Below are 16,298 nucleotides of genomic sequence, written 5' to 3' on the forward strand. Positions count from 1 at the left end.
CATGCAAGTGAAACAACCAGCCATTTACATCATGGCGAATAAACGCAATGGAACGATCTACACGGGTGTCACAAGCGATTTGATCAAACGTGTCTATGAACATAAATATGGGGATGTACCCGGGTTTACTCAAGAGCATGGATGTAAGTTTCTTGTTTACTATGAGCTCATTGAAGACATGATAAGTGCCATAGCTCGAGAAAAACAACTTAAAGGCGGGTCAAGAAAAAAGAAATTGGCTTTAATTGAAAAGCTAAACCCTTATTGGGAAGATCTTTACGAAAAACTGTTGTGAAGATTAGCAATTTTAAGGTCACTGGATTGCTTCGTCGCTATGCTCCTCGCAACGACGGTCCCAAAAATCGTACCGTACAGAGATTATTCCTTTTTACCTTGTTACAATCCGGCTTAATTATCGATATAATATTTATTTTGAATTGATATAAAGTCATGTTATCCGTAATAATTATCACAAAAAATGAAGAAGCCAACATAAGGCGGTGCTTGGAATCCGTTCATTTTGCAGATGAAATAATTGTATTGGACTCTGGCAGCACAGATAATACATTAGCTATAGCCAGGGAGTATACGGATAAAGTATTTTCAACAGATTGGCAAGGCTATGGTATCCAAAAGGATAGGGCCTTACAGAAGGCTCAAGGGGATTGGGTTTTAAATCTTGATGCTGATGAATCAGTAAGCTCGGAATTACGACAGGAAATACTACAGGCCATTTCATCGGATACAGCAGATGCATTTCGTATTCCTATACAAATGATTTTTTATAATCAAGTTTTAAAATATTCAGGAAGTCCTAAAAGGCATATACGATTATTTAAAAGAGAGAATGCTTCTTATAGCAAAGACATCGTTCATGAAAAAGTATTGATTCCTGTTAATGCGAGAGTGGGAAAACTAAAAAAACCGATTTGGCATCATTCTTTTAGCGATGTACATCATGTACTATACAAACTTAACAAATATTCTTCTTATAGTGCGAAAATCCGTATAGAATCCAATGAAAAAGTTGGATTAGTAAAAACTTTTTTTAGCGCCCTATGGATGTTTGTCAGATGCCTTTTTTTACAGAAGGGATTTTTAGACGGCAGGGCAGGTTTTTTGTTTGCAGTATTTGGGGCGCAAGGCGCTTTTTATCGCGGGGTCAAACAAATATATAAAGACAGGGATATCAATAAATTACCCAGTGTAAATCATATAAAAGAGGAATAATCGTGCGATTAACCATAATGGATACCAAGGGTATTTTATTAGCTCCTTTTTTCTTTATTTCATTTATGTTTTTTATTCCGATCAGTCCCACGATAAAGTCTATTTGTTTCATTTGCAGTTTAATTGCCGTATTGATTACTCCACAATACAGAAAACATATTGTTTATGCTTATAATACTTTGTGGGGACGCGCTGCATTTTGTTTGTTTCTCTTTGTCGTTATTGCAAGTTTATGGAGTCCTGCGCCTTATTCAATGCAATGGATGGTTATTGGTAAATATTGTAAGTTAATTTATCTTCCCATTTTAGCTACTGGTTTTATTAATCCCAAAGTAAGAAACTGGAGTATCAATAGCTATTTGGCTGCTATTTTTATTACTTGTGTTATTTCCATCTTAAAAGCTAAAAATATTATTGCGTCAGAAGATCCGGGCGAGGTTTTCTACAATCATATTATTACTGGTTTTATGGTGGCATTGGCAGCCTATTTAGCAGGATTGCTGGCTTTTCAAAGTTCGGGCTGGTTGCGACTTATTTATATCTTCATGATATTACTAACCAGTTACCAAGTGCTTTTTATAAATACTGGAAGAACGGGTTATTTGGTCTACTTTATTTTGATGTTATTGCTTTTGATACAAAAATTAAACTTCAAACAGGCTTTAGCAGGGATTGTTCTCTTCAGCGGCATCATTGCTTTGGCATATCATCATAGCCCTGTAATGCAAACCAGAATTTATGATTTAATTCAGGATATCAAGCTATTAAAACAACATAATAAAAATACATCGATAGGCTATAGAATGCAGTTTCATCACTATGCCAAGCAATTGATGTTGAAACATCCTTTTATTGGAATAGGCACAGGTGGATTTAAATATAGTTATTCACAAGATGTACCTGTTCCAAGTTGGGGTAAAGAGTTGACAGATCCACACAGTCAGTATTGGATGACTTTGGCTGAGCAAGGTTTAATTGGTCTGGTACTTTTGATAATATTTTTAGCGAGTTTGTTTATTACATCATTTCAATTGACTAGCTCCAGACCTATTCTTTTAGGTGTTTTATTTTCTTTTTGTATAGGCTCCATTTCCGACACGATTTTATGCTATTCGACTGCAGGTTATTTGTTGGTAGTGATGAGTGCATTATGTTTTGGTGAGTTAATTGAGAAGCGTAGAGTCAAGGACGCAAAAGAAGACCATCCTGCTCTTTTATCAGCCCATGCTCCAGCAGCAATAAGTCAGACCTAATCAATAAACAGAAATTTGCTCAACAGGTTTTTGCAATGAACATTCTTCCGAAACATATCCGTCATTGCAAACCACAAGACCCGATGAGTTTAATTGTGGATAGACCCCGCCATGCCATAAGCAACATCCCATAAGAAATTGTAAATCCATTACGGCATGACGTGTGCAGTAGCAAGTTGAATAGAAACCGTTGTTACAAACAAGACGACCAGCAGAAGAATCGCAATAATTTATACCCCCCATTTTACTGCAACAACCATCAGCAGCGAAAGCAGGGGATATTGATAAAACAAACACACTGGCTAGTAAAAATGCTTTTGGTTTCAATATGTTCATTGTGGTTCTCTGATTGGTTTTTATTTTTAAGAATAGCATAGAGTTAGATGGATTATTAGTGAAATATGATGATTTAATTGCAGTTTAAGACTGAATTTATTAGGACAAAAAAGTTCAAAGTGAAATGATAAATTGGTTTCATGGGCTAGCTATTGTGAAGAGTTAATGACTAATAATAAATGAGAATCTGAGGATAGATTTCTAATAAATAGCTGGTGAGAAAACCTGCTAATAGCCCAAACAAGTGGCCTTGCCAGGATACGCCTTTTTCACCTGGAAAAATTCCCAGAAAAATACCAGCAAAATAATACAGGCTAAGCAGACCAAGAATAATAGTGGTCAAGGTACCTGTTTGATAAATGTTATACACGAGGAATCCCCAGTAGCCTGTGATTAAACCACTGGCGCCAATGTGTATACCTCGTTTAGCAAAACACCAAATCAGTGTCCCGCTAAAAAGAGTTATCATCACTGTGACAATCAAATAATAGTTAACTCCATTAATCAGAATAAAATTACTTAAAACCAGTAAAGGGATAGAGTTAAAAAATAAGTGATTAAAATTAGCGTGAAGTAAAGGTGCTAATAGTATCCCCGGGAGGCCCAATATATGCCTTGGGATAATGCCAAGAAGCAAAATTTTATTACTTATAAAATGACTAATAAAAAATATTGACCAGGGAATTAGTAGTATTACTCCCAAAATTTTCAGGTTATTTTGTGTCTGGGTGACAATCACATTCAAACTGGTCGTTAATTCGTTAATCATGATTTTGCCGTTGCATCTTGTGTTGATTTGTTTGATTTTTTATCTGGTATAACTGGTGTAACTGTGATTTTGCGAAACGGCACAAAAAGTAAAGGCTCAACCAAAGTTTGGTTAACTACCATAGTCCAGTGGAGATGGGGGCCTGTTACTCTTCCTGTCATACCAACTAATCCAAGCTCTTGGCCTTGTTTGATTGTTTCTCCTGTTTTAACCAGAATTTTGCTAAGATGAGCATAAACCGAGAATACTCCCATGCCATGATCAAGGATAACCGTATTGCCTGTGAAAAAATAATCACCGGTATCTGCTACAACTCCCTGATTTACAGCATACACAGGTTTCCCCTCGTCAGCGGCGATGTCCAATCCAGAATGCGGATCTCTTGGCTGTTTATTATAAACTCTCTTCAGGCCAAATAAACTGGTTATAGGTCCTCTCAGTGGTGCTGTGAATTGTTTCTCAAATGGATTGGTATTGGAGTAATTAGCAAAAATTTGGGTTAATTTTTTGGTTTCTTTTTCAATACGGATTAAATCTTCGGGTTGAGGATCCACTTTACTGATATCTTTTATATTTAAAAATTGGGTACTGTAAAATTTTTCACTAACATGAAAGGGAATAGATGCTTTGATGGGTTTTGTCACGTTGATGTATTGAACAGAGTTGGTATTTTTAAGCGGGATTGCAACGATTAATAACCATTGCCGGGGTTGGGTACTGGGAAGAACCGGGATGCGTTTCCCCTCGAAATAGGCTTCAGGCTTCTGATTGAAATCAATTGGAATAATAGTCAGTCCCCCATTGACAGAATGATTTTCTGGTAGAGCCAGACCATAGGATAGTTTTGCTGAGCTTATTAATATCAATAGACAGGCAAGTGAATGTAATAGATTCTTCATGATTTTAGTCAATCCTTAATTTGAGTAACCTCACAAGCAAGACTTCCTTTTGCTAAACGGACATCGATAGTATCTCCAATTTGTGCCTGTTGGGCAGCAAAGAGTATTCTTTGGTTTTTACTCACAATAGCATAACCTCTATCTAGTGTAGCCAAGGGGCTTACAGCATGCAAAGTGGAAAGATTAGTGGATAGTTGATTTTTTAATTGGTTTACTTGTATCCGGATCTCTTGGTTTAATTGCATTATTAATTGTCGTAGTTGGGTTTTAGTTCGTTCAATTTGTGTTTTGGGATTGTTAGCTTGCAATTGTGTTGAAAAAATATTCACCTTATTAATATTTAAGTTAATAAATTGAGTCATAGCAGATATTAACTGTCTCTCCAGATAATCCAGGGTTTGCCAATATGTTGAGATAGTTTGCCTGGGTGAGGCAATTTTATCTATCAAATGATTGAGCTTTAATTGCAACCCTTTAACTAGTCTGATGATGGCATCATGCAATCGATAAATAGCCGTATCAAGAATATTGAATAATTCGATGCAGTTTGGAGTAACAGCCGTAGCGGCAGCAGTAGGCGTTTCTGCACGATAATCTGCTACAAAATCAGCAATTGTGAAATCTGTTTCATGACCAATACCGGAAACAACAGGAATTTCGCTGATTGCAATTTGTCGAGCAAGGTATTCATCATTAAAGGCCCACAAGTCTTCAATGCTGCCACCGCCGCGCGCCAGGATGAGAACCTGGCATCGTTTATGGGCATTAGCCAGTTTTAAGGCCTTGACTAGTTGTTGAGGGGCGGTTTGCCCCTGAACTTCACTTGGATAAATAATAATTCTGGCTATTGGGAATCGACGGGCCAGAGTTGAGAGAATGTCCTGGATAGCTGCTCCGGTGGGTGATGTAATGATGCCAATCGTTTCGGGTATTCTGGGCAGCGGTTTTTTTCTCTCAGGATTGAATAAGCCTTCGCTGGCCAGTTTGATTTTTAACTCTTCAAATCGTTGATAGAGAATCCCCATTCCTGCTTTAACTATCTCTTCGACAATAAGCTGATATTCTCCCCGGGCTTCATACAGACTTAATTTGCCAGTGGCAACAATTTGTTGACCATCATTAAAATTTCTAAGCAGAGAATTGGAATGTCGATTTTTAAAAAAAGCGCAACGAATTTGCGCTGTGCTGTCTTTCAGGGTGAAATAGTAATGTCCTGAAGAAGGTTTGCTTAAGTTAGAGATTTCGCCTTCGACATGCACAAGGCCTATTTCATTCTCGAGAAAACCTTTCACTTGTCTATTCAGCTGACTCACGGTCAGTATTGGCAATTGACTACTCATGGTGGTAAAAATCCCATCAAATCAAAAGGTTGTTAACAACAATAACTAATTAAAGAAATAAAATTATATTGTAGTGAGATGTTATTTCATTTAAGGTTATACGTTACTATATAGATAATTAACAAAATAACAATAATAAGGAATGAGGAATGAGAAAGGCGCTGTTGGTAATTGCAATGCTTACTTCTTCCTACGTTGCTGCAGATACTCTTTATGAAGCAGTACAATATGGCATGATCGCTAACCCGGATATACTACTTAATACTGCAAAAGGTTTGTCAGCGAAACAGGCAATTGATAAAGCAAAGGGTGGTTTATATCCTTCTATCGATGTAACTGGTGGGTTTGGACGACAAAGGAGTGTTAACCCGACATCTGCAGCGATCGATGATACTCCCAGTACTACTCTCAATATAGTGGAATCGGCCGTGGAGTTAAGGCAGAGATTGTTTGCTGGTGGAGGGATAATTAATGAAGTGAAGCGAAACCAATACCTTACTGAGGCGCAAAAGTGGAAAACACAGGGTATTGCTGAAGATTTGGCATTGGAAATTACCAAAAATTATTTCGCTGTATTACTGCATGAACGTTTGTATGCTTACTCCATCGAAAATCTTAAAGCACATAAAGCGGTTTTTAAGATGATAAAAGAACGGGCTACCGCCGGGATTACCAGAACGGCAGAAGTCGATCAGGCTAATGCAAGACTGGCTCTTGCCGAGGCTAATAAAATAAGTGCATTGGCTGATTTGCAAGAGGTGAAGATCAATTATGCAAAAACAGTAGGTAAATGGCCAGAGAATCTCCAAGTGCCTCATGTTCCAGCAAGAAAAAGTTTGCCTAATAATTTAGCCAGGATTATAGAAAAAGGATTAGATAATCACCCAACAGTGAAATCAAGTTACGCTGATATTAAAGAAGCAAAGGCTCAGTACGATGTCGCCAGAGCAGCCTATTACCCTGAGGTTAATCTGGTTTTGAATAGCTCAAAAAACAAGAACTTGGGTGGTCTGATAGGTCCTAATGACTCCGACACGGTGGCTGTAAGAATGAATTACAATGCATTTCGTGGTGGTGCTGATGCCGCTCGTATACGAGAAACAGCTTATCAAGTCCAGGAAGCTTATGAAACAAAAAATCGCACATTGCTGGAATTAAAAGAGACTATCAGGTTAGCCTGGAATGCTTATGTTGCCTCTGCCTTGCGCATTCAACCATTGAAGCAACACGTTACCGCTTCGAGAAAAACACGTACGGCCTATCAAGATGAATTTAAGGTGGGTAAAAGGACGCTCCTTGATTTACTCGATTCTCAAAATGAATATTATGAATCACAAATTGAATTGGCCCGCGCGGAAAATGACGAGATACTTTCCCGCTATCGAATCCTGAATGGAATGGGTTGTTTATTAAAACATTTGAATTTGAGGTTGCCGGTAAATGTGGTGAATAATGATGTATTCTCGTCGGCTCAGACCAATATTTTATTGAACAGGAAAATGGATGAGATCCCTTATCCCAATAATACGGATAATCCTATGGTTCTCACTCATCCTGTTAAGAACATGGAGAAAACTCGTTTAACTAAATCGATGGTAGACAAAAACACTACTTATCCTCAGCAAATAACGCCCAAGTTATGGTATATCTCAGCAGGCTCTTTCAGAGATAAAAATAATGCCGTAGCTTTGGTTAAACGGTTAAATGGATTAGGCTTTACTGCCTTCATGAGCCCTTATAAAGATCTTCTGTCCGTTTTTGTTGGTCCTTATGAATACAGAGGTCATGCGGGTAATGGAATGGAAAGGCTAAAGGAATTGGCTCATGTTGAAGGAGTCCTGGTTACTTTCAAAGAGCCGCCCAAGAAGGCTTAGTGTTATAGCTAAGAGATTTCAGAAGGTTTTTTTGGAATCTCTTCGTTATAGATTGGTTTTATCCATTTGGACTGGTTTGATACTTTGCTATGTAACAAGCTTTTCCACTCAAGCCGCGCCTTTAATCAGTGTGGAAAAAATTCAGAAATTGGCGCAATCCTACCAGGGGGACACCCGGAAACGGTTTACCGCATGGGGGAATTTAATTGACTCACTTAAAAAAAAGCCAGTAAAAATACAACTGGAAAAAGTAAACTCTTTCTTTAATCAATTTAATTATGAAACTGACCCAATAACTGGTGCAAGTGATGATTATTGGAAATCACCAGTAGAATTTATTGTTGATGGGGGAGGTGATTGTGAAGATTTTGCCATAATAAAATACTTTACATTAGTTGCTGTTGGTGTTCCTTCTGACCAGTTAAGAATCACTTATGCTGCTTCTCTGACACTAAACCAAGCACATATGGTGCTGTCTTTTTACCCAACTCCTGAATCCGAACCACTAATCCTTGACAGTTTGGAAAGTAAAATTCTGAAAGCTTCTGCAAGGCCTGATTTGAAACCAGTTTATAGCTTTAATGCGGAAGGTTTATGGCTTGCGAAAACAAGGGGAGAGAGTTCATTGATGGGGGATTCAAAAAGTTTGGGCAAGTGGGATGCTCTAATGAAACGTATGGAATAAAAAAGGTGATAGACCATGACATTAACTAAGAAAATGGCTGTAGGCGTGTTGATTATGTTGTTATTCGTTTTTATCGGAACTTATTTCATCACTATGAATAATGCGCGTAATTTTTTTATCCAACAACTTGAAAGTAATGCTCAAGATACTGCGACATCATTAGGTTTGTCTTTATCTCAGTCTTTAATCAATCATGATGTACCTACCATGGATTCTATGGTTAAAGCTGTTTTTGACAGAGGATATTTTTCATCAATTAAAGTACAAGACATAAAAGGGAAAGTGATCATTTTAAAGAAACAATTGCCACAAGAAAGCGATATACCACAATGGTTTGTGAACTTGATAAAATGGCCCTCGACTGAGAAGTCATCCTTAATTATGGATGGGTGGATGCAAGCAGGAGTTGTTTTAGTCGCTAGTGATCCGAGCTATGTTTACGCCTCTTTGTGGCGTAATGCTGTAGAAATGGTAAACGCTTATCTGATTTTTGCGTTAGTTGCTTTGGTTCTAAGCTATGGCTTTCTAAAATATTTATTGCAACCTTTAAAACGAGTCACAGCACAGGCTTTGGCAATTTCAGAACATGAGTTTCCTGTAGAAACGAAGATTCCTAAAACTCCTGAATTGAGGCAAGTTACCTTGGCTATGAATCAAATGGTTACTAAAGTCAAATCCTTATTTCAAGACCAATTAAAACAAACAGAATCACTTAGAACACAGGTTTACCAAGATTCATTAACAGGGATGAGTAATCGTCGTTATTTTTTACAGCATTTGGCTTTGATTCTGGATAATGAAGATGAATTTATACCTGGTTATGTCATGATGCTGGTCATAGACGGTCTGGATGAGTTAAATCAGAAGCAAGGGTATCAGCAAGGGGATCAATTGGTATTAACTGTAGCCAAAATATGTAAAAGCTATTGGAAGCAATCGTCTGTTAGTACATTGGCAAGAATTAACGGGACGACCTTTGCCTTAATTAGTCATGAAAGGGATCCTTTGGTGTTTGAAAAGGAATGTCAGGAGTTTGAACAAATTTTGAGCCAAGGTATCAATGATATTAAAATTTGCAAAATACACATGGGGGCTGCGAGTTATTTTCTCCACCAACCTGTCTCCAATCTGTTGTCTACGGTAGATCAAGCGGTTAAAAAGGCTCGTGAAACCGGCGTATTTTATTGCCAGAAAGAGCATGATACTTATAAATATCCTCAGTTAATCAGCGGCGATGAAATTAGAAACTCATTGCAACAGAAAAAAATAAGCTTGTATGCGCAGGCAGTTACAGACGGTAAGAATTGTTTTCATAAAGAGGTCTTCGTTCGAATTCGCAACCAGGAAGGGGAGGAGTTAGGCGCTGGTTATTTTATACCAGTTGCTGAGAAATTAGGATTGGCCTATCCTATTGATCAGTATGTGCTCAATGAATTAACCGTCATGGACATTGCAACACATACCCATTTTGCTCTTAATATTTCAGAAGATACTTTAGCAAATAAAGTCAATAGCACTGGTTATTTGCGTCAATTGGAAGACACTCCTGCAGCTGTCTTGAGAAATCTTTCACTGGAAATTAATGAGGCTCACGTTTTGTCACATTTTTCAAACTCCAAGTTCTTTATCAAGCAAGCCAAAAAATTGGGGGTGACAGTTGGAATAGATCGTGTGGGTATTAAATTTTCTCCGTTGCATTATTTGAGTGATTTAAACATAGATTATTTAAAGCTGCATGGGAGTCTGGTGACAGATATTGATGAAAATGAAAGCAAGCAGTTTTTCATACATTATTTTAATGAAATGGCTAAAACGATGGATATTGCGGTGGTAGCAACTCAAGTGGAAAGCGAGGCTCAATGGCAAGCATTACAAATAGTCCACATACCTTGGGGGCAGGGACGCTTTTTATCTTCTGTAGAATTAATAAAATAACGAGATGAAAAACAGATTATTCTCAAGGCATTAAAATGAATTCGCGAATAGCCTTAAACCCGCCAGGTGCCTCTGTAAAATGGTACAAGAATAAGGTATGATAAAAAATCAAATAATTACAATAATAATATTAATATGAACTATTTTGGCAAACTGCAAATACGTTTTTCCAAATCATTTTTATTGTTGTTGATTGTTAGTAGTTTAACGGCTTGTGTGGATTTGACGGGCGCGCGAAATACTTATATCAAGAAAGAAAAGCAACCTGCAATTTCTGATGTCCCTAACAAAAAGTCCAAAGCACAAAATATGTCATCAAAAAAAGGCGAAGTCCATACTATGCTTGGCGGCCTGGGAATTTTCAGCAAGGGGATGTACACACTTCGTGATAAAGTGTCTGAAAAATACCATATCACGGCTCATAGCACCATGTGGTATAACGCTGGAGCGGTAAGTCGGTATATTATTGACCATTACTATCAAGAGAAAGATCACAAGCCAATTATTTTAGTGGGGCATTCTTTAGGGGCTAATGAACAAATCAAAGTGGCTCGAAATTTGAATGCCGCAGGTGTCCCTGTTGCTTTGTTAGTGACTGTCGATGCAGTATCACAAACTATTGTGCCTCCTAATGTTAAACAAGCTTTGAATGTATATAAACCTGGTTTTGTACCGATGTTTAGCGGGTTAAAACTCAGAGCAGTCGATCCTCAATTGACAAAGATTGATAATATCAATGTTGATTCGATAAAAGGGATAAAAGTAAATCATTTTACAATTGACAAAGACGAAATTTTACAAGCGATGATAATGGATAAAGTTGATAAGGTGTTAGTTGATGGAAATAAAAAGGGTGCTTAAGGACCGTCTGTCTGCCCGTGTTTGTGTGATCGGTGCTGGTCCCAGCGGTATTGCTGCCATTAAAAATTTGCAAGAACACGGCATTACTAATGTTACTGTCTTTGAAAAAAACAATCAAATAGGTGGTAATTGGGTTTATGATGAGCAAAATGAGCATTCCAGCGTTTATGAGACGACTCATATCATTAGTTCAAAACGCTGGTCTGAGTTTGAAGATTTCCCTATGCCTGTTGATTACCCGGATTATCCTTCACACTCCCAGCTTTTAAAATATTTTCAGAGTTATGTGGAGCATTTTCATTTAGATAGATACATTCGTTTTAACACAGTGGTACAAAAGGTACATCGACTTGATGATAATACATGGCATGTTATCTATGAGGATGCCCAAGGAATTCATGAAGCGTGCTATGACTATTTGCTGGTAGCTAATGGTCATCATTGGGATCCCTTTATGCCTGTATATCCTGGAGTATTTGACGGGGAGATACTTCATTCTCACCAATATAAAAAAGCTTCAATTTTTAAAGGCAAGCGAGTACTGGTTGTTGGCGGGGGTAATTCAGCCTGTGATGTCGCTGTTGAAATATCGCGGGTTGCTCCCGGAACTTGCATTAGCATGCGTAGAGGGTATCATATTTTCCCCAAATTTATTTTTGGTAAGCCAACGGATGTAGCAGTAGCTAAAATACAATGGATGCCATCCTGGCTAAGGCAGAAGTTCATCAGTTTGGTTATTAGAGGCTTGCAAGGCCGGTATGCCAAGTATAAATTAATGAAGCCCGATTGTGGGCCATTGGAAATTCACCCTACTATTAATTCCGAACTCTTGTATTTTATTCGCCATGGCAAAATACACCCCCGTTCGGGTATATCGAGATTTGAGGGCAACACAGTTCATTTTACTGATAGAACCCAAGGGGAGTTCGATACGATCATTTTCGCTACGGGTTACCAAATCAGTTTTCCATTTTTTGATAAAAGTTGTATTGATTTTAGTAACTCTACCACGATCCCTTTATATCGAAAAATGATGCACCCCGAGTTTGAAAATTTGTATTTCATTGGCCTATGCCAACCTCAAGGTTGCATTTGGCCTTTGGCTGATTATCAATCAAAAATAGTAGCTCGCATTATTGCAGGGACTTTGAAACGACCTGATCAATTACATCGAAAAATAGCCAAAGAAATCAATAAACCCCATCACCGATTTAAATCGCACATGCGCCATGCTCTAGAGGTCGATTATCATATTTTCAGAAAAGAATTGTTAGAAATGCTAGGCCAAAAACATAAGAGACTGAAATTCTATCCCTAGATTCGTTATGAGTACATGAATGTTAAAGCATGGATGCTCACATCAGTTATAAGCCGCCTTACACTTATTCTGTTTTGAAAATCACAAACAATTTACAGATTGGCTTCTGATGATTGGCGCTTTAATAAAGAACACATTAATTGTTCGACGCTGTTACGATGAGGATTTTCCTGCAACAGGATGGCTTTGGTTCTGTCTTCACAATACCCTTTAACTTCTTTATCAGGCAATATATAAAATCTTTTTTGTTCAACTTCCCTTACTATATGTTCTGCAACTTCAATGGCGGGTCGAGAATGTGCTAACAAGTTATTTAATTGATTATGGATTGGAGAATGGTTTAATTTCCCACTACTTGCTAATAACGAGGTATCTGTAAAAGAAGGAAATACTACAGAAACATCTACAGGTTTTTTAAGGCGATTTAAATCAAAATATAATGACTCGGATAAGGCTAATACGGCATGTTTTGACATGGAATAGGCGGCCATTTGTGAGCCTGTACATAAGGCATACAGGCTTGCCATGTTGATAATATGAGAACGGAAATTCTGTTTGAATAAATAAGGCATGAATGAGCGAATTATATTAAGCATCCCATGCAAATTTACTTGCATTACCTGATTAATATCATTTTCTTGCAGTTCCCAGGCAGGAAGTAAATTGCCAATGATCCCAGCATTATTAAATATCCAGTCTACTTGGCCTAGTTGTTTACAGGAATATTCTGCAAGTCGTTCTACTTCTGATGGTTGGGTTACGTCGCAGGCAAAACAAATAACATGTTCAGGAGAGAATTTAGTCATGAATGATTGGGCTTCTGTATGTAATTTGTCCTGATTCTTATCAACCATGACTATAGTTTTTCCATTGCTAAGACAAACTTGACTTAAGGCATGTCCAATGCCACTTGCTGCACCAGTGATAATTACTACATTCATATAAAATACCTTACAAAAGTTTAATGCCCTCTTCTTCAGGACTTACGAAAAACCCCAATCTCTTCGTTAAAAAAAGTTTTTAATTCGGTCATTTAGTTTATCTAAACTCCCTCATTAAAAACTTTTTTTGCCTTGACCTTGGGGTTTTTCGTAAGTCCTGTTCCTGTGGCGCTAGGGAGGCATTGAGGTTTCTAATGTGGATTTTATGAAAAAGTGTATCATGGGCAAGAGTATTTACCAAAATGATTGCTAAAATTGATTTTGCTATACTTTGAATAGAACTATCAGAAGGAGGCGATACTTTGAATACAACTGAAATACCAGAACAGCCAATTGAGTATCCAGAGGAGCCATCAGAGTACCCTGAACAACCTTTGGAGTACCCTGATAATCCAGAGCCTCTGGAGCCTGGTTATCCCGAGTTGCCTGAGCCTGAGCCGAGTCAAACTCCTGAGCCAGGTTTTGAGTAGTTTATTTAGTCAGTCATTAGTTTCTGTAATGCTTTCCCGATGTTATCTGCCCTCATTAAACTCTCTCCAATCAAAAAGGCATTAATGCCATGGGATTGCATTAATTTTATGTCTTCACGGGTGTTGATTCCGCTTTCAGTAATAATAATTTTATCTTTAGGAACAAATTGTTTTAATTGGATACTCAGTTGAATGTCTGTTTTAAAGTTGTGTAGGCTGCGGTTATTAATGCCTATAAGGGGGGTGGGTAAGCGTAATGCTCTTTCTAATTCATCTTGCGTGTGGCTTTCAACCAAAACAGACATTTTAAGTTCTTGAGCCAGTTGGCAAAAATCCATTAATTGAACATCATCTAATAATGCGACAATCAGTAAAATGCAATCAGCACCCAAGACAAGGCTTTCATAGATTTGATAAGAATCAATAATAAAGTCTTTACGCAATACGGGCAAAGTGGTTTTTGATTTTGCTAAAGCCAAATAATCAGGATGACCTTGAAAAAACTCAATATCCGTTAAAACGGATAAGCATCTTGCGCCATTTTGGGTATAAATCTTGGCAATTTCTGCAACATTAAAATCTTTTCGAATTAAACCTTTGCTTGGAGAAGCCTTTTTTATCTCAGCTATGACTGCAGGTGAGGTATTGGATTTTAAAGCAGTTATGAAGTCACGCATTTCCCCCGGCTGTTGTTTTGACAGAACATGTAAAGGCTTATTTTTTTTCGCAACTGCAACTTCTTCTAGTTTATGTTTTGCTATTCGTTCCAGGATACTATTCATGATTTGATTCTTTATTTAAAGTTTGGGTCAATAATCGGAGTTTGTTAAAACAAAGATTTGCCTTACCACTATCAATGGCAATTCTTGCTTCCTCTATGGCCGCATCAAACGATATGCCATCTTTGGCACAATAAATGGCTGCGGCAGAATTGAGAAGGACTATATCTCGAGCTGGGCCAGAATCACCTGAAAGTACGGATTGAATCAAATGCAGGCTTTGCTCTGGTGAGTCGACTATGATTGCATCTAAAGAAGAATGCTTTAGACCATAATCTTCAGGAGAAATGAACCATTGCTTAAAATTTCCATCTCGGTATTCAACTACTTCACTTTTCGCTGCAATACTAATCTCATCCAGTCCATCTTGAGAGCTTATTACTAATGATCTTTCACTACCTAAGTTAGCCAGAACAGTGGCTATTGTTTTGAGCCAATTCGTTGAAAACACACCAACTACTTGTCGTTTTACCTGAGCCGGGTTAATCAGTGGACCAAGTAAATTAAATAAAGTTCTTATTCCTAATTGTTGCCTTGCAGCTCTCGCGTGTTGCATGGCGGGATGATAATGTGGCGCAAACAAGAAAGCCAATTGACACTGGTTGATGCAGTTTTGTACCTGTGAGTCAGAAAGATTGAGTATAAATCCGGCTTGTTCTAATAGATCAGCGCTACCGCTACGACTCGAAACAGAACGGTTACCATGCTTTGCAACTTTTATTCCTGCTGCAGCTACAACAAAACTACAGGCTGTCGATACGTTAAAAGTATTTCTTCCATCACCGCCAGTGCCAACTATATCTATCAGGGGATTTCCCAAATCTATTTTGTGGGCTAATTGTCTCATGACTTGAGCCGCTGCAGTAAGTTCATTGACTGTTTCACCTTTCATGCGCATTAATGCCAGAAAGGTTGCAATTTGCACATCACTAAATTCACCTGTCATACAAGCATGGATGACCTCTTGCATCTGGTCTGAGCTTAAATCCTGTCGGGATAGAAGTTGTTCAAATAGAAGTTTGGGTTTCATAGCGTAAAAAATTCTCGAGTATTTGCAAGCCAAATTGACTTAATATGGCTTCAGGATGAAATTGTAGACCAAAAAGAGGAAATTGACGATGTGATATTGCCATTATTGTATCGTCTGCCCACGCATCTATCGAAAAGCAATTGGGCAAGCTCATGATATCCACGGCTAAAGAATGATATCTCGTCGCTTGAAAGTGATTTGGTATTCCTGTGAATAAGCCTTGGTAATGATGGGTGATTTCTGAGGTTTTACCATGCATGATTTCTGGTGCCGGGATGATTTTGCCTCCAAATGCCTGAGCTATGCACTGATGGCCAAGGCAAATACCCAATATCGGAATATGCTTGTGAAACTCTTTAATGACTTCTATAGAGATTCCTGATTCATCAGGAGAGTTGGGTCCCGGTGAAATGACCAGGTATTGCGGAGCTGATTGCCTGATAGTATCGATTTGAATTTCGTCATTTTTAAAAACTTCAACTTTTTGATTTAAGCTCTGGAAGTACTGTACCAGGTTGTATGTAAATGAATCGTAGTTATCAATAATTAGTAACATAAGTATAATTAAAATGTATTCT

General features: G+C 37.9%; 17 protein-coding genes. 9 read left to right on the forward strand and 8 right to left on the reverse strand.

All coding sequences use genetic code 11. The annotated features are described in order from the left end of the window. Position 1 precedes the first annotated feature (1 nt). The 3 genes from LPG_RS04055 (at position 2) to LPG_RS04065 (ending at position 2,483) form a co-directional block, all read left to right on the forward strand. Positions 2-295, forward strand: coding sequence for a GIY-YIG nuclease family protein (locus tag LPG_RS04055; RefSeq protein WP_010946556.1), 294 nt, complete (start codon positions 2-4; stop codon positions 293-295). A 155-nt stretch (positions 296-450) separates the two neighbouring features. Continuing rightward, entirely contained in the window at positions 451-1,230 is a 780-nt protein-coding gene (locus tag LPG_RS04060) for a glycosyltransferase family 2 protein (protein ID WP_010946557.1), read from the forward strand. A 2-nt stretch (positions 1,231-1,232) separates the two neighbouring features. Continuing rightward, a complete protein-coding gene (locus tag LPG_RS04065) occupies positions 1,233-2,483 on the forward strand; it encodes an O-antigen ligase family protein (RefSeq protein WP_010946558.1) in 1,251 nt (416 codons plus the stop codon). On the opposite strand, the gene LPG_RS04070 is transcribed toward LPG_RS04065, so the two are convergent. The 4 genes from LPG_RS04070 to xseA all read right to left on the reverse strand — a co-directional run bounded on the left by LPG_RS04070 (position 2,484) and on the right by xseA (position 5,827). Beyond that, positions 2,484-2,819, reverse strand: coding sequence for a hypothetical protein (locus LPG_RS04070; protein ID WP_011213324.1), 336 nt, complete (start codon positions 2,817-2,819; stop codon positions 2,484-2,486). A 169-nt stretch (positions 2,820-2,988) separates the two neighbouring features. Then, positions 2,989-3,588, reverse strand: coding sequence for a rhomboid family intramembrane serine protease (locus LPG_RS04075; RefSeq protein WP_010946560.1), 600 nt, complete (start codon positions 3,586-3,588; stop codon positions 2,989-2,991). Continuing rightward, on the reverse strand, positions 3,585-4,487 hold the full coding sequence (locus LPG_RS04080; protein WP_011213325.1) for a M23 family metallopeptidase: 903 nt from the start codon (positions 4,485-4,487) through the stop codon (positions 3,585-3,587). Before LPG_RS04080 ends, LPG_RS04075 begins: the two co-directional genes overlap by 4 nt. 8 nt (positions 4,488-4,495) lie before the next feature. Continuing rightward, the gene (gene xseA, locus LPG_RS04085; protein ID WP_010946562.1) at positions 4,496-5,827 is read right to left on the reverse strand and encodes an exodeoxyribonuclease VII large subunit; all 1,332 of its coding nucleotides are present in this window, start codon (positions 5,825-5,827) and stop codon (positions 4,496-4,498) included. Between the two features lie 149 nt (positions 5,828-5,976). Between xseA and LPG_RS04090 the strand changes: the two genes are divergently transcribed. The 5 genes from LPG_RS04090 (at position 5,977) to LPG_RS04110 (ending at position 12,500) form a co-directional block, all read left to right on the forward strand. Next, positions 5,977-7,701: a TolC family outer membrane protein gene (locus LPG_RS04090; protein WP_010946563.1), complete on the forward strand. Its 1,725-nt coding sequence runs from the start codon at positions 5,977-5,979 to the stop codon at positions 7,699-7,701. Further along, positions 7,652-8,386 (forward strand): transglutaminase-like cysteine peptidase, encoded by a 735-nt coding sequence (locus tag LPG_RS04095; protein WP_010946564.1) that lies wholly within the window; start codon positions 7,652-7,654, stop codon positions 8,384-8,386. The genes LPG_RS04090 and LPG_RS04095 overlap by 50 nt, the downstream gene beginning before the upstream one ends. Before the next feature lie 15 nt (positions 8,387-8,401). Further along, the gene (locus LPG_RS04100; protein ID WP_010946565.1) at positions 8,402-10,321 is read left to right on the forward strand and encodes an EAL domain-containing protein; all 1,920 of its coding nucleotides are present in this window, start codon (positions 8,402-8,404) and stop codon (positions 10,319-10,321) included. A 135-nt stretch (positions 10,322-10,456) separates the two neighbouring features. Next, complete coding sequence (locus LPG_RS04105; RefSeq protein ID WP_010946566.1) at positions 10,457-11,182, forward strand: thioesterase domain-containing protein; 726 nt, start codon at positions 10,457-10,459, stop codon at positions 11,180-11,182. Beyond that, positions 11,160-12,500, forward strand: coding sequence for a flavin-containing monooxygenase (locus LPG_RS04110; protein ID WP_011213326.1), 1,341 nt, complete (start codon positions 11,160-11,162; stop codon positions 12,498-12,500). The genes LPG_RS04105 and LPG_RS04110 overlap by 23 nt, the downstream gene beginning before the upstream one ends. Positions 12,501-12,592: 92 nt before the next feature. On the opposite strand, the gene LPG_RS04115 is transcribed toward LPG_RS04110, so the two are convergent. Beyond that, complete coding sequence (locus LPG_RS04115; protein WP_011213327.1) at positions 12,593-13,441, reverse strand: SDR family NAD(P)-dependent oxidoreductase; 849 nt, start codon at positions 13,439-13,441, stop codon at positions 12,593-12,595. Between the two features lie 302 nt (positions 13,442-13,743). Here LPG_RS04115 and LPG_RS04120 point away from each other — a divergent pair, with 302 nt between their 5' ends. After that, positions 13,744-13,911, forward strand: a complete 168-nt coding sequence (locus tag LPG_RS04120) for a hypothetical protein (protein ID WP_011945949.1) — start codon at positions 13,744-13,746, stop codon at positions 13,909-13,911. 5 nt (positions 13,912-13,916) lie between these two features. On the opposite strand, the gene trpC is transcribed toward LPG_RS04120, so the two are convergent. From trpC to LPG_RS04135, 3 genes are read right to left on the reverse strand one after another with little or no spacing between them, the layout of a single operon-like run. Continuing rightward, positions 13,917-14,693: an indole-3-glycerol phosphate synthase TrpC gene (gene trpC / locus LPG_RS04125; RefSeq protein ID WP_010946569.1), complete on the reverse strand. Its 777-nt coding sequence runs from the start codon at positions 14,691-14,693 to the stop codon at positions 13,917-13,919. Continuing rightward, complete coding sequence (gene trpD / locus LPG_RS04130) at positions 14,686-15,720, reverse strand: anthranilate phosphoribosyltransferase (protein ID WP_010946570.1); 1,035 nt, start codon at positions 15,718-15,720, stop codon at positions 14,686-14,688. The genes trpC and trpD overlap by 8 nt, the downstream gene beginning before the upstream one ends. Further along, positions 15,698-16,276, reverse strand: coding sequence for an anthranilate synthase component II (locus LPG_RS04135; RefSeq protein ID WP_010946571.1), 579 nt, complete (start codon positions 16,274-16,276; stop codon positions 15,698-15,700). The genes trpD and LPG_RS04135 overlap by 23 nt, the downstream gene beginning before the upstream one ends. Positions 16,277-16,298: the final 22 nt, after the last annotated feature.

The sequence above is a fragment of the Legionella pneumophila subsp. pneumophila str. Philadelphia 1 genome (assembly GCF_000008485.1).
Taxonomy (GTDB): Bacteria; Pseudomonadota; Gammaproteobacteria; order Legionellales; family Legionellaceae; genus Legionella; species Legionella pneumophila.

What these genes read in the sequence shown, in the direction of transcription:
- LPG_RS04055 (WP_010946556.1), top strand. Translation starts at nt 2, where the DNA reads ATGCAAGTGAAACAACCAGCCATTTACATCATGGCGAATAAACGCAAT.
- LPG_RS04060 (WP_010946557.1), top strand. Translation starts at nt 451, where the DNA reads ATGTTATCCGTAATAATTATCACAAAAAATGAAGAAGCCAACATAAGG.
- LPG_RS04070 (WP_011213324.1), bottom strand. Translation starts at nt 2,819, where the DNA reads ATGAACATATTGAAACCAAAAGCATTTTTACTAGCCAGTGTGTTTGTT.
- LPG_RS04075 (WP_010946560.1), bottom strand. Translation starts at nt 3,588, where the DNA reads ATGATTAACGAATTAACGACCAGTTTGAATGTGATTGTCACCCAGACA.
- LPG_RS04080 (WP_011213325.1), bottom strand. Translation starts at nt 4,487, where the DNA reads ATGAAGAATCTATTACATTCACTTGCCTGTCTATTGATATTAATAAGC.
- xseA (WP_010946562.1), bottom strand. Translation starts at nt 5,827, where the DNA reads ATGAGTAGTCAATTGCCAATACTGACCGTGAGTCAGCTGAATAGACAA.
- LPG_RS04090 (WP_010946563.1), top strand. Translation starts at nt 5,977, where the DNA reads ATGAGAAAGGCGCTGTTGGTAATTGCAATGCTTACTTCTTCCTACGTT.
- LPG_RS04095 (WP_010946564.1), top strand. Translation starts at nt 7,652, where the DNA reads ATGTTGAAGGAGTCCTGGTTACTTTCAAAGAGCCGCCCAAGAAGGCTT.
- LPG_RS04100 (WP_010946565.1), top strand. Translation starts at nt 8,402, where the DNA reads ATGACATTAACTAAGAAAATGGCTGTAGGCGTGTTGATTATGTTGTTA.
- LPG_RS04105 (WP_010946566.1), top strand. Translation starts at nt 10,457, where the DNA reads ATGAACTATTTTGGCAAACTGCAAATACGTTTTTCCAAATCATTTTTA.
- LPG_RS04110 (WP_011213326.1), top strand. Translation starts at nt 11,160, where the DNA reads ATGGAAATAAAAAGGGTGCTTAAGGACCGTCTGTCTGCCCGTGTTTGT.
- LPG_RS04115 (WP_011213327.1), bottom strand. Translation starts at nt 13,441, where the DNA reads ATGAATGTAGTAATTATCACTGGTGCAGCAAGTGGCATTGGACATGCC.
- trpC (WP_010946569.1), bottom strand. Translation starts at nt 14,693, where the DNA reads ATGAATAGTATCCTGGAACGAATAGCAAAACATAAACTAGAAGAAGTT.
- trpD (WP_010946570.1), bottom strand. Translation starts at nt 15,720, where the DNA reads ATGAAACCCAAACTTCTATTTGAACAACTTCTATCCCGACAGGATTTA.
- LPG_RS04135 (WP_010946571.1), bottom strand. Translation starts at nt 16,276, where the DNA reads ATGTTACTAATTATTGATAACTACGATTCATTTACATACAACCTGGTA.